Origin of the sequence: Gordonia neofelifaecis NRRL B-59395 (assembly GCF_000192435.1) — a bacterium.
GTDB classification, from domain to species: domain Bacteria; phylum Actinomycetota; class Actinomycetes; order Mycobacteriales; family Mycobacteriaceae; genus Gordonia; species Gordonia neofelifaecis.
Window position 1 is genome coordinate 1 of the sequence record NZ_AEUD01000031.1, and the last position, 16,740, is coordinate 16,740.

Below are 16,740 nucleotides of genomic sequence, written 5' to 3' on the forward strand. Positions count from 1 at the left end.
GCCCGCGACCGTGTAACCACGGAACGAAACCCAGGGCGCTTCAGGTCGTGGTGGGGGTGGGCCGGGGTGTGCGTCCGGGGGCGAGGATGGCCAGCGCGAGTGCTCCGGCCGCGGTGATGGCCGCCAGCGCGAGCGCGGCCTGGGTGCTGCCGTGTACGAACGCGGTCTTGGCGAATTCGGCCAGTGGCTGGGCGGCGGGTCCGGCGCGGTCGGCGACCTGCAGGGCGGCGGCGAGGGAGTCGGCGACCGGGCCGCGAGCGGGTTCGGGCAGCTGGGGCAGGGCGGGTTGGATGTGGTGGGTGTATCCGGCGGCGAGCACGCTGCCGGATACGGCGATTCCGATGGCCGCGCCGATCTCGCGGGCGGCGTCGTTGACGGCGGCGGCGACACCGTGTTTGGCCACGGGGGTGTCGGCGACGATGGCGTAGGTGGCCGGGGCGGTGCACAATCCCAGCCCGGCGCTCAGGATCAGCAACGGCCACAACAGGTCTGGGTAGTCGGCGGCCAGGGTCAACCGGCTCACCAGGAAGAGTCCGGTCGCGATGGCGAGCAGCCCGGTGACGGTCATCGCCCGCAGCCCGACCCGGCTCGACAGCCACGGCGCGATCACCGAGATCGCCACCAGCGGCACCGCCATCGGCACCAGGCCCAGCGCCGAACCGAGCGGCCCGTACCCGAGGATCAATTGCAGGTATTGCACCAGCAGCAGGAACACCCCGAAGGTGACCAGGAACTGGATGGTCACCGACAGTGACCCGGCCCCGAACCCCCGCCGGGCGAACAACCGCACATCCAGCAGCGGCGCGGCGACCCGCAACTCCATGATCACGAACACCACCGCCGCGGCGACACCGAGCGCGAGGGTGGGGGTCACGAGCGGGTCGAGCCAGCCGCGCGCGGGGATCTCGACGCAGGCGAACACGATCGCCGCGATCGCGATCGCCACCGCCACCGCGCCCACCCAGTCCACCGGCGGGTGTTCCCGCTCGCGGGATTCGGCGATGGTGCACGCCAGCGCGGCCAGCACCACCCCGGCCACGGTCAGTCCCACGAACACCGATTCCCACGACCACCGCGCCAGCAGCAGTCCCGAGCCGAGGATCCCGAGCACCGCACCGGACCCGGCGACCCCAGCCCACACCCCGACCGCGCGCCCGCGATGCGCTTCGGGCAGCCCCGCGGTCAGGATCGACAGGGTCGAGGGCATCACCAGTGCCGCGCCCGCGCCCGCCGCCGCGCGGGCCGCGATCAGCCACACCGGCCCCGACATGAGCAGCGGCAGCGCCGAGGCCACGGAGAACACCGCCAGGCCCGCGATCAGCACGACGCGGCGCCCGTAGCGGTCACCCACCGCGCCGGCGGGCAGGACCAGGCACGCCAGGATCAGGGTGTAGCCGTCGACGATCCAGGTCAGCTGCGATTGGGTCGCCCCGGTCGCGACCGCGATCAGCGGCAACGCCGAATACAGTGCAGCCATCGCCGCGACGACCAGCGCCACCGCCAGGCACGACACCGTCAGCATCCACCATTCGGCCCGCGCCAGCACACTGTGACCGTCAGTCGTTTCCGGTGCGTTCACCGGCACCTCCCACCCGACGAAACCATCGGTATCGCTTCGCTACCATGAGTATCACAGGCGAGAGTGGTTGCGATAGAGTCGAAATCGGACACATTCACCGCCGCCCGTTTCCTTGGAGGTCTTCCCGACCATGACCACCCGCGACCAGGCCGACACCCGCACCGGACCCGCCGCGCCCCACTCCGCCACCGGCGAGCAGGACGCGGATCTCGATCAGGCCGATCCGCGGTTGGCGCGCTCGCGGGCACGGTTGCTCGACGCGGCCACCCATCTGCTGGCCACCGGCGGTATCGACGCGGTCACCATCGACGCGGTCACCCGCACCTCGAAAGTCGCGCGCACCACCCTCTACCGGCACTTCGGCAGCAGCACCCACCTGCTCGCGGCCACCTTCGAACGCCTACTCCCACGCGTGGACACCCCACCCGACGACGGGCCCGTGCGCGAGCAGTTGATCGCGTTGCTCACCGCCCAAGCCGACCTGATCGAGAACGCTCCCCTCCAGCTGACCACCCTGTCCTGGCTGGCCATGGGATCCATTACCCCCGACCCCGGCGCACCCCCTGACTCGGGCGCGGTCACCTCCCTGCGCGCCCAGGTCATCCGCCGCTACCGCGAACCGTTCGACCACATCCTCACCAGCCCTGAGGCCCGCGCCCACCTCGGCGACCTCGACACCACCTTCGTCATCATCCAGCTGCTGGGCCCGATCGTCTTCGCTCGCCTCACCGGGCTGCACAGCATCGACCACCACGACTGCGCACGCCTGGTCGACGATTTCCTCACCGCCCACCACAACCACAACACCCGCAAGTAAAACCGACAAAAGCCCGCACGTACGGAGGTCGGGTCAACGGCTCTGGCTCAATTCGGGTGTGAGGGATACCAGAGCCGTTGATCGAACACTCCTGGACGAGGCCGCTGCTGCGTCGTCGTGTCCCGTGTCAAGTAGTTGGCAGGTTTTCGGTCTCGGGGAAAGTTGGGGATCCGAGGGCCGACCAGGCCAGGGTGGATCTGGATCGGCCGGTTCCAAGCGATGGCTTCGTGCGGCCGGACGGTGTTGTGCTCGACCCGGTAGGCGTCAGCGTGCTTCACCACGGCCAAGACGTCATCGATCTCCTCGAGGAACAGTCGCTCGTACTTCAGCGACCCGAAACCGCGTTCGCGCGAGCCGTTCTGGCCCGGCGACCTGACTCGGGTACCGACGTGGCGCAGTTCGGGGTGTGCGGTGACGAACGCCTCGAAGCGGAACGACCGGAACGGGCCGCCGTTGTAGGTCACGATCGTCGCCGCGGGCTCGAGACCACGGCCGGGCTCGCGTGGGCACGTTTCGGCCAGCGGGTGGTCGTACGACTGCTCGTAGTCGGCCAAAGCGCGCTCGATCGCGGTGATCGCGTTCGTGCTGGTTCGCCGTCGGCGACACATGCCAGGGATGCTCGTATTTGCTCCAGTAGTCCCGGCAATCCGCGATACGCCACGTCCCGCCAGCGGTGGTCTCGAACTCACTGAAGTCCAAACGCTACACCTGATTCGGGCCGGTGGGCTCGGCGGCGAACGCAGCCTTGCGGCTGGCGGCAGCAGACCCTCGTCTCGCAGGCACCGCAGCACGGTCGCCTGCGACACCGGGTGCCCGTCGCAACGGCACATCGCCCACACCTTGCGATGGTCGAACCGGACCGCCGCCAGCACTGCAGGTGGGAATTTTCGCAGGTACCAGCAGGAAGTATCCAGGGCCGCCAAGTGGCCGCGATCGCGCGGCAGTCGAGGTTTGGCCTGCGAGGTTCTCGGCTGACTCAGCGTGGGGTATGTCGCACCACCCGGTCTGCGTTCGCGGCGTGACTGAAGAGAGGCGTGACCACTAAGGCCGGGCAAGGTACTCGAAGTCGGACTGTCCGCCGCGGATCCTAACCCCACGATGTGAGCAGGGACCCGTGCTCGATGATCTAGAGAGGATTCCTAGATTTCGACGACGGCAAGCTCTCCTTCGGCATGCAGGGAGCGCAGGCGCTTCTTGTCGAACTTGCCGACCGAGGTCTTGGGCACCTCGGAGACGAAGCACCAACGCTCGGGCAGCCACCATTTGGCGACCTTGCCAACGAGGAAGTCACGCAGATGGGCAGGTGTGGGCTCGCGCCCGTCACGTACGACGATCACCGCGAGGGGACGTTCCTGCCACTTCTCGTCCGGCACCCCGATCACAGATGCCTCGAGCACATCGGGGTGTCCGGCGAGCAGCAGTTCGAGCTCGACCGAGGAGATCCACTCCCCGCCAGACTTGATCACGTCCTTTGTGCGGTCGGTCAGCGTGACGAAACTGCGTTCATCGATCCGACCGACGTCGCCGGTGCGCAACCAACCGTCCTGAAACTTCTCCCCGTCATCCTCTTCGCCGATGTACGAGCCGGTGATCCAAGGTCCGCGCACCTGCAGCTCGCCGACGGCTTCGCCGTCGTGCGGGAGCTCATTGCCCGCGTCGCCGACGATCCTCAATTCCACACCTGGAACCGGACGGCCTTGAGTGGCTCGCAGGCGCCACCGCTCCTGCGTGTCGAGCGATGCCGGCGGACGCGCGACGGTGGCCAGCGGCGAGGTCTCGGTCATTCCCCACGCCTGGACAACCTGTACGCCGTACTTCTCCTCGAAGATCTCCATCAGGTGAACGGGCACGGCGGAGCCACCGCAGGCAACCAGGCCGAGAGAGGAGATGTCGTAGCTGGGGTTGGCCTCCACGAAGTTCAGCACGTCGTTCCAGATCGTCGGGACCGCGCCTGCGACGGTTGGCTTCTGGGCATCGATGAGCCGTACCAGCGGCTCGGCCTGCAGGAACCGGTCAGGCATGAGAAGGTCGGCACCTGCCATGAGGGCGGCATAGACCAGTCCCCAGGCGTTGGCATGGAACATCGGCACAATAGCGAGGATCCGGTCATCGCAGCCGACTCGCAGTCCGTCGGCGGCGCAGGCCGCCATCGAATGCAGGTAGGTCGACCGGTGGCTGTAGGCGACGCCTTTGGGGGTCCCGGTGGTACCGGAGGTGTAACACATGGCGGCTGCTGACTGCTCATCGAGGTCAGGCCAGTCGAACGTCTCGGGCTGAGCGGAGATGAACTCCTCGTAACCCACGACTGTGAGCCCGTCACGGTGCAGCGGGGTGAGGTCCACCCCCCCGGTCACGACGACGGTGTGCACACTGGTGATGTGCGGCAGCACGGGGGCCAGCAGCGGGACCAGGCTTCCGTCGAGAATCACGACCCGGTCCTCGGCGTGGTTGCCTATGTAGACGAGTTGATCTGAGGCGAGGCGTAGATTGAGAGTGTGCAGTACCGCGCCCATCGAGGGCACCGCACAGTAGGCTTCCACATGTTCCTGGTTGTTCCACATAAAGGTTGCGACGCGCTCATCGCCTGTGATCCCGCAACCGCGCAACGCGTTGGCCAACTGGGCGGACCGCCGTCCGATCTCGGCGAACGAGGCGACCTTCACGCTCCCGTCGGGCTGCAAGGTCCGCACGGTTGCCGAGCCATGCACACTCGAGCCGTGGCGCAGAATCGCCGCAGTTGTCAACGGGACGTTCATCATCGTGCTCTGCATAGCATTCCTTGTTGAGAGAGTTGCCTTCGAACACAGCGATCCGGAGACCGAGCGTCCGGGGAAAAGTGGGGCTGTCAGCGATCTGCAGCCATAAGCGAGCTTGAAGCAGACTCCAGGGACTCGACCAGGTCCAACTCCAGCTCTGGCAGCCGGCTAGCCGCCAAAGACATCCCGGCCGCGCGCGCTCGCACATCAACGTCGCGCCGGATACCGGCACGTGCAGTCTCGGTCCATGCCTGCGCACAACGGCTGGCGGAGACGGCGAGTTGAGCGGTGGCGAAGTCGCCGGTCAGGCGTGCGACATCCGCGCAGCCATCGGCGAGCAATCGGCGGAACAGCCCGCCGCCGGTACCTGCCTTCTCGATAAAAGCGCTCAGGCTGAACAGGAGGATCTCGAGGTCGTCTATCGGAAGATCGGCCCAGGTCCGAACGTCGGCCGCCAGCTGTACGACCGCAGCTAGGCCCTCGGCCCCGGCCGCCGCTGTCGTGAGATCGACGATCCCGGGCTGCGACGGGCGGCGCATACTGGCCGCGGACTGGCGAAATGCCTCTGCCGCTACTTCCGCCACGTCTGGCAGCGCGTCCGGCCAGATGATGCGGTAGGTGCAGTGGCGCGTCGGTTCCGGGAAAGACTTCGAGGACCGCGCCCGAGCCAGCGCATCGAGCGGGACCTCCTGCACCTCGGCGCGGTCATTGTCCACGACAAAAGCGATCCCCTCGGCCTCGTCGTGACCGATCACGACGATATCGTGGCGACTCATCCGCAACTGGACCCGCAGGTACGGCAACTCACCGATGTCGCCCCACACCAGACTGGGTCTGCCTGCTTCGATCTCGTCGAGAACCCATGACCATCCCTCGCGAGGATCGTCGGTCGTGAGAACGTGGACCTGTCCGCCGAGTCGGCGGGGTAGATCGACTTCGAAGTCGGCACCTCGTCCCACCAGGTACAGCGGTGGGACGAGGTCGCTCGACCGGAGGTAGGATAGCCCCACCGCGCCACCGAGCGCGAACACCAGACCTTCGTCGGGCGGTCCATCCCACCCCAGACCATGCCAGTGCAGAAGATCGCGCATCGCGCCAGAGCCGCAATGCCCCGCCATCCGATGCGGGTAGTCCTTGATCAGGGTTCTGCGGGGCATAGGAGTTCCTCTTCGGTGGATCGGCGCACGACGGGGTTCGAAGACTGGATCAGTTGCTCCGGATTCTGTCCAGGTAGGCCTGGCGTATCCTCATGTCGACGTCGTCGAGGAACACCGAGTCCGTGCCCAGGGCCGATCCGAGCCAGGTAGCCAACCGACCGGGGACGAACTTCATCGCGGCGACCATGCCGCCGGCGAGGCGGGTGACACGCACGAAAGAACGCGGATTCTCGATCAGATCGGCTGTCGCTCGAGCGATCTCCTCGGGCTCGGCGTTGCGCAGTCCCTTGGCCCCAGCCGTCCCAGCGACGAGCTCGGTGTTGGTGAACGTAGGCCGGACCGTGGACAGCTGGACCCCGGACTTGCGGTATTCCTGTCGTGCTGCCTCAGTGAACCCGATGACCGCGAACTTGGTGCCGCAATAGGTCGCCAGACCGGGTACGGCGAGCTCACCGGCCAGTGATGCGGTGTTGATGATGTGCCCGGCACGCCGCGGCAGCATCCGTTGGAGGGCGAGTTTGGTCCCGAAGATGACTCCCAGGACGTTGATCTCGACCTGCCGCCGGGTCACCGCGTCGGCTTCCTCGTGGGCGTGCCCGGTGGGCATGATGCCCGCGTTGTTGATCAGCACGTCGAGGGGGCCGAGGCCCCCCTCGACCAGGTCGAGAAATTCGCGGAACGAGTCGGGATCGGTGACATCGAGGCGGGTGACGACCTTCACCCCGAGCTCGACGGCGGCCTCTTTGGCACGTGCCTCGTCGACGTCGCCGATGGCGACGCGGTGGCCTCGTCGGATCAGCTCCTTCGCGGTCTGGTAGCCGATGCCGCGGGCTCCGCCGGTGATCGCCACAGTCTTGGCGGCAGTGTGGGGGATGTGCGTCGTCACTTGCTGTTCTCCTTGTTCAGGCCGAGGCGTTGCCACAGGCCGCGGCCGGCTGCCGCGCGCAATACTCTTTCGGCGATGGCCGCACGCCGGGAGGTGTACGGGTACCACGTGAGTTCTCGTGCCGGGACAGGAATCCGCGGCTCGGTCACCGCCTGGACCCGGCAGTACTTGTGCAGCCCGTAGGCACCGCCGAGCCGCGCACCGATACCCGATGCCTTCCATCCACTGTGCGGCAGTGTGGTGGCGAAGAGGTTGCTGAAGACGTCGTTGATGTTGACCGCACCCGCGTCCAGGCGTTTCGCAATGCGCTGTGCCCGAGCGTGGTCGCGGGTCCACACCGTCGCAGACAGGCCGTACGCCGAGTCGTTGGCCAGACGGATGGCCTCGTCTTCATCCGCGACCAGCATCACCGGGATCGTGGGGCCGAAGGTCTCCTCGGTCATGCAAGCCATCGTGTGGTCGACACCGACCAGGACGGTCGGAGCGTAGTAGTTCCCGACCGCACTCCGGGTTCCGCCGGCCAGGACCCGCGCACCCGCCGCCACCGCCTGGCTGACGTGGCGATCGGCGATCTCGACCTGCCTCGCAGTGACCATCGCACCCACGTCGTCACCTGTCGCCGCACCCTGGGCCAGGGAGCGCACCCTCTGCGTCAGCCGGGCCACGAACTCGTCGTAGATCTCAGCTACCACGTATACCCGCTCGACGGAGATGCAGACCTGCCCTGCGTTGAACAGACCGCCCCACGCGATCCCCTCCACCGCACGAGCAAGGTCGGCGTCCTCCAGCACTATCGCCGGATCCTTACCGCCCAGCTCCAGGCTCACCGGCTTCAGGTGCTCGGCGCAGCGGATCGCGACCGCACGCCCGGTGGCTGTCGAGCCGGTGAACTGCACGAAGTCAGCGGCGTCCACCACCGACGCACCCGCTTCGCCGGCACCCACAACATGGGCCAAGACCGGAGGGGCGCCGATCTCGTGCCAGCCCTCGACGACCCGCGCACACGTCAGTGGCGTCTCCTCCGAGGACTTCGCCAGGACCGCGCATCCGGCAGCCAACGCGGGCGCTGCATCCATGAGGAAGAGGGTGATCGGGAAGTTCCAGGGCGTGATGAGCCCGACAACCGGATATGGGTGGTAGGTCTTGGACAGCCGCTTCGGCAGACTCAACAGACTCGAGGACCTGACCTGCTCGCCAGCGAGAAACCTCTCGGCGTTGTCAGCGTAGTAGGTGATGAATTCGCACGACGCGGTCGTCTCCACGAGGGCATCTGGGCGCACCTTGCCCGTTTCGGCTTGCAGCAGATCGGTGAGCTCGTCGGTGTGAGCCAGGATCCAGTCCCGCCAGCGATGCAACCATCTGGCGCGTTGCCGCGGGCCAGCCTCGACCCACCCGACCTGGGCGCAGCGGAGGTCAGCCGCGACACCGTTCACGGTCTCGCGATCATCCACAGGGACGGTTGCGATCAGCCGGCCATCGGCTGGGTTGCACACGTCCAAGGCGTCCGCTGCGGTCGCCGTGCTCATCGGTCCTCCAGGGGTGAGTGGAACCCACCGGAGATCCCGTCGGGCTGGGTGCGGCTGGTGGGTGTGTCGGTGAAAGCGTCAGCGATCACGTCAGCGCGCTTGAACATCAACGGTCCATAGGTATGCCGAAGCTCGGTCAGGATCGCGTTCAAAGGCAGATCGTCGAAGATGCCGCGCTCGCGGACGTACTCCATATGCTGGGCTCCGTCGGCGGTGAAGGCGTGCAGGAGTGCGTCGCGATCACCGTCGAAATCCACCGGCGGCACACCGAAACGCGCACACAACTCGGTGTTGAACGCAGGCGTCGCCTTCAACCACCGGCCGTCGATGTAGAGACGGCTGTAGCCGTGATAGACGAACAGGTCTGTGCCGCCCATGAGCGCTCGCAGCGCTTCGGTCTGCAGGTGATTGCGGACGTCAGCGAAACCCAGCAGCGCCGGAATCCCTGCCGCTCGGCACACCGCGGTCAAGAGCACCGCCTTCGGGACGCAATAGGCGCGCCCGGACTCGAGGACGAAGCTGGCTCGATAGTGGGCGGGATTGTCCGACACCGTGTAGGGGTCGTACCAGATCTGGTCACGGACGGCGGTGAAGAGGCGATTGGCCTTGTCCCGGTCGGTGCTCGCATCCCCAACCGCGGCGGCGGTGAATGCCCGGACGGACTCGTGCTCGATGTCGAGGAAGTCGGTCGCCCCCAAGAACGCCACCGGTGCCGGATTCATCTGCGCTCCAGGGTGATCGGCAACCCGTCGACAGGAATGGGGAGCGAGGTGTTGTCCCATCTCACTTCATACTGGTCGGGGACCGACCAGGTGTAAGTGCGCAGCATGTGGTGCAGGATCGCCTTGACCTCGAGGGTGCCGAAGTGCAGACCAATGCACTTGTGCACTCCTCCGCCGAAGGGGATCCACCCGAAACGGTGATTCTGGTCCTCATGGCGCGGCTCGCTGAAACGGTCGGGGTCGAAGGTGTCGGGCTCGGTCCAGCACGACTCGTCGAAGTGGTTCACCGCAGGAGCCACGGCCACCAGGGTGTCCGCCGGGATGTGGCGTCCGGCAATCTCCACGTTCTCGATCGTCTTGCGCATCACGATCGGCACGGGCGCCACGAGGCGCAGCGTCTCCTTGATCACCAGGTCGAGAGTCGCCATCGAGTCCAGGTCGTCGATGTCGGGGCGGCGTTCACCGAGTCGGTCGGACTCGGCCCGAGCCCGTTCCTGCCAGGCTGGGTGCTTGGCGAGGAAGTAGGCGGCAGCGGTGGTGGTGATGGTCGAGGTATCGTGGGCCGCCATCATCAAGAAGATCATGTGGTTGACGACGTCCTCATCAGTGAACGCCTCACCGTCGGCCGTGCGCGCATGGCACAGCCCCGCAAAGAGGTCGTCTCCCTGGGCACTTCGAGCCGTCGGCAGATGCCGGGTGAAGTAGTCCTCCAGGAGCGTGCGCCCATGGACTCCGGCGCGCCACCGAGTCCCCGGCAGCGGGAAACGGATGATCGAGCTGGCTGCGCGCACGGTGGCCACGAAGGCGTCGTTGATGGCGTCAGTGTCCTCGCTCCCTCCCCGACCTGCCATGAAGACCTCCGTTGCGACGTCGAGAGTCAGGGCCTTCAACAGTGGGTAGATGCGCGTGGACCGGCCCGCTGTCCACCTGCGGATGCTGGTCTCCAGCGTCGGGCCGAGCTGGTCGACGTAGCCGGCGAGCCGGTCGCGGGTGAACGCCTCCTGCATGATCCGCCGATGCATCCTGTGCTCGTCGAAGCTCATCAGCATCAGGCCCCGGTGAAAGAAAGCATCGATGAGATAGGTCCACCCGTCCTGGGAGAACGACTTCGCCTTGGTCGTCAGCGCCTCCTGTGTGGCATCCGCGCCCGCCACCATCACGATTCTCGTGCCGAAGGCGCCCATCCACCAGACCGGTCCGAAGCGTTGGTACCTGGCCCGGGTGAAGTTGGAGCCGAACCTGATGTAGTCCAGGGTGTGACCGAGCAGAGGCATGCCCGCGGTCCCTCGGACGGGCTCGAGCCCCGACCCCGCCGGGGGCGGGGCGAGCTCACGAACAGGCCACTGGTCGCTGACCCCTAGCAGGGTCGCGTCGGCCCGACTCGGCAATGGTGCCAGGAATACCGACGAGAGCCGCTCACGACCCTTCGCCAGCGGGAGCTGGATGATGTTCGTCACTGACGTTCCTTTCCGAAATGTGGGCCCGTACTCGCTGTTGTCGTACCATCGCCGCCAAGGGACCGATCACCTCAGACAGAGCCTGCGAGCACCAGTTCGGTCCGGCCAATGGGGAGTCGCTGCGTGATGACCCGCTTGCTGAACATGAAGTGACGGGGCCGGTTGATGCAGTCGGCGGCGATGAGCTCGCCCGCACGCAGGTAGAAGCAGGTGAAGTCGCGGTCCCGGGTCGGGTCGCCGCTGAGGACGACTTCGTCGTACCCGGTGTTGAGACCGGCGATCTGGAGCTTGAGATCGTATTGATCCGACCAGAACCATGGAAGCGCCGCGATCATCTTGGACTTGCCGCAGACGGTCGCGGCCGCCACCTTGGCCTGCTCACCCGCACTCGGCACGGACTCCAGGCGTATGCGACGGCCGTAACGGGCCATGTCATGGCTGGCGCAGTCCCCAGCCGCCACGATGTCGGGGTCGCTGGTCCGGGTCTGGTCGTCGATCACGACGCCGTTGTCGACGACCAGACCCGCGGCGGCGGCGAGCTCGGTGTTCGGCTCAACGCCGATACCGACAATGACGAGGTCGGTGGGAATTGATTCGCCACTGGACAGGAACACCTCGCGGACCCTGCCGTCACCTGATAGAGCTTCGACCAGCGCGCCCGTCCGGATGTTCACGCCCTCCTCCCGGTGGATCCGGTCGAAGAACGCCGATACAGCGGGGGCGGTGACCCGTTCGAGGACGCGCTCGGTCGCCTCGAGTACAGTGACCTCCAGACCGAGCGCACGCAATGAGGCGGCCGTCTCCAGTCCGATGTAGCCGCCGCCGATGATCACAGCCCGACACCCGGGGCTGGTGGCCTCTCGGATCATCTCGACGTCCGCAGCGGTGCGTAGGTAGTAGACGCCGACCAGGTCGGCCCCCGGGATGGAAAGCCGTCGAGGGCGGGCCCCAGTGCACAGCGCGAGCTTGTCGTAGGGCAGCGCGTCGCCGGTGCTCAACACGAGATGACCAGCCGAGCGGTCGATCGCCTCCACCTTCGCATTCAGGAGTTGGATCCCCTGCTCGGTGTAGAATTTGGCGCTGCGGATCGCGAGTTCGTCGAGCGTGCTCTTCCCCGCCAGGTAACCCTTCGACAGCGGCGGGCGTTGATAGGGCAGCGCCGACTCCTCGCCGATGAGGACGATCTCACCGGTCCACCCTTCCTGGCGCAGACTGGCCGCGAGTTGGGCCCCGGCATGGCCGGCCCCGACGATGAGGGCCCGCTGCGAGGTCATGCGCTGGATTTCGGGGTGAGGCGGACCATCATCTTGCTGATGCCCCTCACGAAATTGGACTGCACGTACTCTGGCTCGCCGACGACCTCGATATTGTCGAAACGGGGAAGCAACTCCTCCCACAGGATCCGCAGCTGGAGCTCGGCCAGCCGGTTGCCCATACAACGATGGACGCCGAAGCCGAAGGAGATGTGGTTGCGGGCGTTGGCCCGGTCGATGATGAACTCATCGGGCCGTTCGAACACGCGCTCGTCGCGGTTGCCCGAGGCGTACCACATCACTACTTTGTCGCCCTTGCGGATGAACTGCCCGTTCAGAATGGTGTCGGCCTTGGCGACCCGGCGCATATAAGCCAGCGGGGTTTGCCACCGGATGATCTCCGAGCCCATGTTGGGGATCAGGTCGGGGTTTGCCTTCAGCTTCTCGAACTGATCGGGGAAGCGGTTCAGCGCAAGAACACCGCCGCTCATCGAGTTGCGGGTCGTGTCGTTGCCTCCGACGATCAGCAGCACGAGGTTGCCCAAGAATTCCATCGGGCGGTCGATCAGGTCCTTGGTGTTCTCGTTGCTCTGCAACATGGTGATCAGATCGAAGCCGGGTTCCTCCCCGGCAGCCATCCGCGCTGCCTTGTCGTGCCAGAGAGCGCTGAGACCTCGCGCCATGTCGCGCATGCCGGGGAACACCTCGTCGTTGTCCGAGGGCCCGCCGTTGGCTTGCTCCAGCGACGTCGCGAGATCTGACCAGTAGACGAGCTTGCGACGCTGCTCGTACGGGAAGTCCAGAAGGGTGGCAAGCATCCGAGCGGTCAACTCGATCGAGACGTTCTGCACCCAGTCGAACGGCTGATCCACGGGCAGGTCGTCCAGCACCTCCTGCACACGCGATCGAATCAGCCCCTCCATCTCACGCAGGTTCTTCGGCGCAACAACGCCTTGGACAGCGGCCCGCTGCGCGTCGTGGCGTGGCGGATCCATCGCGATGAACATCGCGATATCAAGGAAACGAGGCGGGGCCCCGATGACAATGAACGGCTCGGCGGAGAAGAGCTCGTGGTTCTTGTCCACGGCCACGATGTCGGCATGCCGCGTGACAGACCAGAACGGACCGAACGCACTGTTGGGCTGGTAGTGGACCGGCGCCTCGTTGCGCAAGCGCTCGAAGTAGGACTGCCAGCGCCCCTGGCGATAGAGAAAAGGGTTGCTGAGGTCGATGTCGGCGAGCTCGACGTCCTCGACCGGCGGGATAGGACTCTCGACGAAGAGCTTCTCTCCGTTCGTCCCGGTCACCCATCGCCGGGTCTTGTCATACAGATGCGCGCCCTGGATCTGCAGATCCATCGGGATGGTCGACTGAACCTTGGCGGTGATTGCTTCAGGAATCTTCATCAGGTCTTAACCGTTTCTCGCCGTCACATCTGGAATTCGGGTAGTTCGACGATCAAGCCGTCCCACGCCGCCGACGCCGCCATCTGGCAGGACAGCCGGGAGGTCGGCTGGCGCTCGGGGTTCATCGCGAGCATCTCCTCCTCCTCGGGACCCGAGAGGCCGACCTGCTCGGACCATTGCGGATCGACGATCACATGACAGGTACCGCACGCGGCTTCGCCTCCGCAGTCGCCGTCGATGCCGGGCACCGCGTTGTTGGTCGCGACCTGCATCAGCGACTGCCCTTCCTCGATGGGCGCCTCGTGCTTCTGGCCATCGTGGGAGACAAAGGTGACAACTGCCATAGCCAACTCCTGGATACGTCGTCCTCAATGTGAACTTGGTCAAAGTGTTGTCGAAGACGAGCGCGGCGGCTATGTTCGGCAGAGTCAGAAACTTGTGAATTCGGCTCAAAGGGGACCAGGGTGAACCTCAACGACGAGGGTGTGCCTCCACTCATGTTCGCGCAATTGCTCGAGAGCCAAGCACTCGACTCAGACGCTGTCGCGCGGCTTCGCAACATCATGGCTCGCGAAGGAATCGACGAGACGACGTTGATCCAGCGGAACATCCAGGCCCCGATACGGTGGTTTCGCGAGGTGTACCCCGCACTCGATGTCGACCAGGCAACTACGCTCGGCTTCGCGTTCGCCGAGCAGGCTCAGTTGACGTCCTTTGGCCCGTTGAGCTTTCCTCTGGTCAGTGCAGGTTCGGTAGCCGAGATCGTCGAGCTGCTCACCTATCTGCCTTTGATCTCGACGGCCCTCAGCCCACAGTTCCACCCAAGAGACGAGGGGCTTACTGTGGGGCTCAGCGCACATACAGGCGATCCGGCCCTGAACTGCCTGGTCGTCGCGTACAGCGGGTCGGCGCTCCTGCGCCTGCTTGACATGCTCGCTGGCGATGTGCCGACCGTCACCCTCCATCTGAGCTGGTCGGCGCCGAACTTTCTGGCCAATCATGAGGACGCCCTAGCTGGGCGCCTGTACTTCGACGCTCCGACGTCATTCCTTCGTGTCCCCGCGGATACCCTCAACGAGGTATGTAGGTTCTCCGATCCCGTCGCCTATCGCCTCGCCATCGTTGATCTGCAGCAAACCCTCGAACAGCGAAGCAGAACCACGTCTTTCTCGGAGAAGGTGCGACGGCTCCTGGAGGAGGATCCCGGCAAACGAAGTAACGACTGGGTCGCACACGAGCTCTCGATATCCCGTAGCACACTCAAGCGGCGCCTGTCCGAGGAGGGGACCACCTTTCGCGAGTTGCGCGAATCATTCCTGCGTGATCGTGCGATGCTGCGGCTGCTCGACCGATCGATGTCGGTGAGTGAGATCGCTGCGGATCTCGGATACAGCGACCTCGCCAACTTCTCTCACGCCTTCAAGCGGTGGACTGGTCGCTCTCCACGCGAATTTCGGCACGAATAACCTACCCGTCCCGCCGCTGGTATAAAAAAGGCTGCGCGAAGTGGTGGACTTCGGATCAGCCTCGAACATGCACAGTGATCAGCGAGTCATATTGAGAATACTAGCTTGCCCGACCGCGGCGCCCAACTATCGGCTGTCCGCCAGATGTCGGCGCATGTTCGGCCCGTCCAGGGCGATGATCTCGGCGCCGGCGACGATCCGGTTGAGGATCGATTCGGCGATGACCGCGTCCTGGAGCGACTTGTACCAGTCCGGCGGATCGAACTGCGAGGTCACCAGAGTCGAACCTCGACCTTCACGAGCGGCCAGGATGTTGAGCAACTCGGCCGCGGTGTGCGCAGCCACCGGCGTCGTCAGGAAGTCATCCAGGACCAGCAGGTCACAGTTGTGCAGATCCGTCAGGAAATCCAACCGCCGCTGCGAGGTCGGTTCCAACACGGCGAGCCGGTTGGCCAGATCGTCGAGCCGGAAGAACCTCGCGCTGTAGTACTTTCGGCACGCGGCATTGAGCAGTGCCAGAGCCACATAGGTCTTGCCCACGCTGGACTGACCGAGCACGACAAGATTGCGGGTCGACTCGATCCATTGACAGCTGGAAAGCCGTGCGATTAGCTCCCGATTGAGGTTGCGGTCAGCCAGATAACGGATCTCTTCTACGCAGGCATCAGGGTTTGGCGTTCTGGAGGCCTTGAGTAGTTTCTGGGTCCGACGTTCCTGTCTGGCCGTGATCTCCTTATCCAGCGCGTGGAAGATCTTCTGGGAGAAGGTCCACTCGTCGCAGGCGGGATCGTTGGCCAGCTCGATGACGGTCTGCCCGAACGCGGTCATACGCAGCTGCGTGAACAACGGCATGTCCGCGTCGGTGAGGTGACGATCGATCACTTGGCCCCTCCCTCATCCGTCAAGTCGGCTCCGGTGGCTCCGGTCAAGGCAGAAAGGCTGAACTGCTCGGGCCCGGCCAGATGCGCCCCGGTGGTGTCGCGCTGTCCCGCCGGTGGCGCTACCGACGCAGCAGTCGCTGGTTCCGCCGCGGTGGTCGGTCGTGCGGCGGCCTGGGCCCGCAGCGCCGCCAGGCGTTGCTTGACCGCGGTGTAGGAGATCGCCCGTCGGGTCTGTTCGGAGACAAGTTGCCCGCAAGCCCGCTCGAGGAGTTGTTTGTCGCTCTTCCCCAGGGCGAGGATGTTCTGGCACGAGCGGTAGCCCTGGGCCTCTGTCAACGGCCAGTTTGATGTCCCCGCTGGTGGCCAGGTAAAAGTCCCCACCCTGTGCGGGATGTTCTAGGTGGGTGGTACCTCCGTTCGGTGTGTCATGCGGTAGGAATCGCCGTCGGTGATGACGATGGTGGCGTGGTGTAGGAGCCGGTCGAGGATGCTGGCGGCGGTGGTGTGTTCGGGCAGGAATCGTCCCCATTGTTCGAAGGGCCAGTGACTGGCGATCGCGAGGGAGCGGCGTTCGTAGGCGCCGGCGACGAGCCGGAACAGCAGTTGGGTGCCGGTGTCGTCGAGCGGGGCGAATCCGATCTCGTCGAGGATGAGCAGGTCTTGGCGTAGCAGGGTGTCGATGGTTTTGCCGACGGTGTTGTCAGCCAGTCCGCGATACAGGGTCTCCACGAGGTCGGCGGCGGTGAAGTACCGCACTTTGTGCCCGGCGTGCACTGCGGCGATCCCCAGCCTGAAGCGCCCTGGGTTTCGTTCCGTGGTTACACGGTCGCGGGC

Annotated in this window: 15 protein-coding genes; 2 read left to right on the forward strand and 13 right to left on the reverse strand. The window is 65.6% G+C overall.

The features are described from left to right. Positions 1-40: 40 nt before the first annotated feature. Complete coding sequence (locus SCNU_RS19595; RefSeq protein ID WP_050792883.1) at positions 41-1,522, reverse strand: MFS transporter; 1,482 nt, start codon at positions 1,520-1,522, stop codon at positions 41-43. Positions 1,523-1,709: 187 nt separating this feature from the next. Here SCNU_RS19595 and SCNU_RS19600 point away from each other — a divergent pair, with 187 nt between their 5' ends. Continuing rightward, positions 1,710-2,396, forward strand: a complete 687-nt coding sequence (locus tag SCNU_RS19600) for a TetR/AcrR family transcriptional regulator (protein ID WP_008382024.1) — start codon at positions 1,710-1,712, stop codon at positions 2,394-2,396. A gap of 47 nt (positions 2,397-2,443) precedes the next feature. Here the strand turns inward: SCNU_RS19600 and SCNU_RS19605 are convergent, their stop codons facing one another. The 10 genes from SCNU_RS19605 to SCNU_RS19650 form a co-directional block, all read right to left on the reverse strand. After that, positions 2,444-3,004: an integrase core domain-containing protein gene (locus SCNU_RS19605; RefSeq protein ID WP_003937322.1), complete on the reverse strand. Its 561-nt coding sequence runs from the start codon at positions 3,002-3,004 to the stop codon at positions 2,444-2,446. 531 nt (positions 3,005-3,535) lie between these two features. Continuing rightward, positions 3,536-5,167 carry a long-chain fatty acid--CoA ligase gene (locus SCNU_RS19610; RefSeq protein ID WP_003937321.1) on the reverse strand — a complete coding sequence of 544 codons (1,632 nt, stop codon included), beginning with the start codon at positions 5,165-5,167 and terminating at the stop codon, positions 3,536-3,538. A gap of 74 nt (positions 5,168-5,241) precedes the next feature. After that, entirely contained in the window at positions 5,242-6,309 is a 1,068-nt protein-coding gene (locus SCNU_RS19615; RefSeq protein WP_003937320.1) for a BtrH N-terminal domain-containing protein, read from the reverse strand. Positions 6,310-6,358: 49 nt separating this feature from the next. After that, positions 6,359-7,195, reverse strand: coding sequence for an SDR family oxidoreductase (locus tag SCNU_RS19620; protein ID WP_003937319.1), 837 nt, complete (start codon positions 7,193-7,195; stop codon positions 6,359-6,361). Next, entirely contained in the window at positions 7,192-8,721 is a 1,530-nt protein-coding gene (locus SCNU_RS19625; protein ID WP_003937318.1) for an aldehyde dehydrogenase family protein, read from the reverse strand. The genes SCNU_RS19620 and SCNU_RS19625 overlap by 4 nt, the downstream gene beginning before the upstream one ends. After that, the gene (locus SCNU_RS19630; protein ID WP_003937317.1) at positions 8,718-9,443 is read right to left on the reverse strand and encodes a transglutaminase-like domain-containing protein; all 726 of its coding nucleotides are present in this window, start codon (positions 9,441-9,443) and stop codon (positions 8,718-8,720) included. The genes SCNU_RS19625 and SCNU_RS19630 overlap by 4 nt, the downstream gene beginning before the upstream one ends. Next, positions 9,440-10,900 (reverse strand): cytochrome P450, encoded by a 1,461-nt coding sequence (locus SCNU_RS19635; protein ID WP_003937316.1) that lies wholly within the window; start codon positions 10,898-10,900, stop codon positions 9,440-9,442. The genes SCNU_RS19630 and SCNU_RS19635 overlap by 4 nt, the downstream gene beginning before the upstream one ends. Before the next feature lie 71 nt (positions 10,901-10,971). Then, on the reverse strand, positions 10,972-12,174 hold the full coding sequence (locus tag SCNU_RS19640; protein ID WP_003937315.1) for an NAD(P)/FAD-dependent oxidoreductase: 1,203 nt from the start codon (positions 12,172-12,174) through the stop codon (positions 10,972-10,974). Continuing rightward, a complete protein-coding gene (locus tag SCNU_RS19645; RefSeq protein WP_003937314.1) occupies positions 12,171-13,559 on the reverse strand; it encodes a cytochrome P450 in 1,389 nt (462 codons plus the stop codon). Before SCNU_RS19645 ends, SCNU_RS19640 begins: the two co-directional genes overlap by 4 nt. 23 nt (positions 13,560-13,582) lie before the next feature. Then, positions 13,583-13,903: a 2Fe-2S iron-sulfur cluster-binding protein gene (locus SCNU_RS19650; RefSeq protein ID WP_003937313.1), complete on the reverse strand. Its 321-nt coding sequence runs from the start codon at positions 13,901-13,903 to the stop codon at positions 13,583-13,585. A 120-nt stretch (positions 13,904-14,023) separates the two neighbouring features. On the opposite strand from SCNU_RS19650, the gene SCNU_RS19655 reads away from it, so the two are divergent. Then, complete coding sequence (locus SCNU_RS19655) at positions 14,024-15,025, forward strand: helix-turn-helix domain-containing protein (protein ID WP_029540275.1); 1,002 nt, start codon at positions 14,024-14,026, stop codon at positions 15,023-15,025. Between the two features lie 126 nt (positions 15,026-15,151). Here SCNU_RS19655 and SCNU_RS19660 read toward each other — a convergent pair whose 3' ends face one another. After that, on the reverse strand, positions 15,152-15,907 hold the full coding sequence (locus tag SCNU_RS19660) for an ATP-binding protein (protein ID WP_003937311.1): 756 nt from the start codon (positions 15,905-15,907) through the stop codon (positions 15,152-15,154). A 395-nt stretch (positions 15,908-16,302) separates the two neighbouring features. Next, on the reverse strand, positions 16,303-16,740 hold a 438-nt coding region (locus SCNU_RS19670; RefSeq protein ID WP_175284136.1), incomplete at its 5' end, for an ATP-binding protein.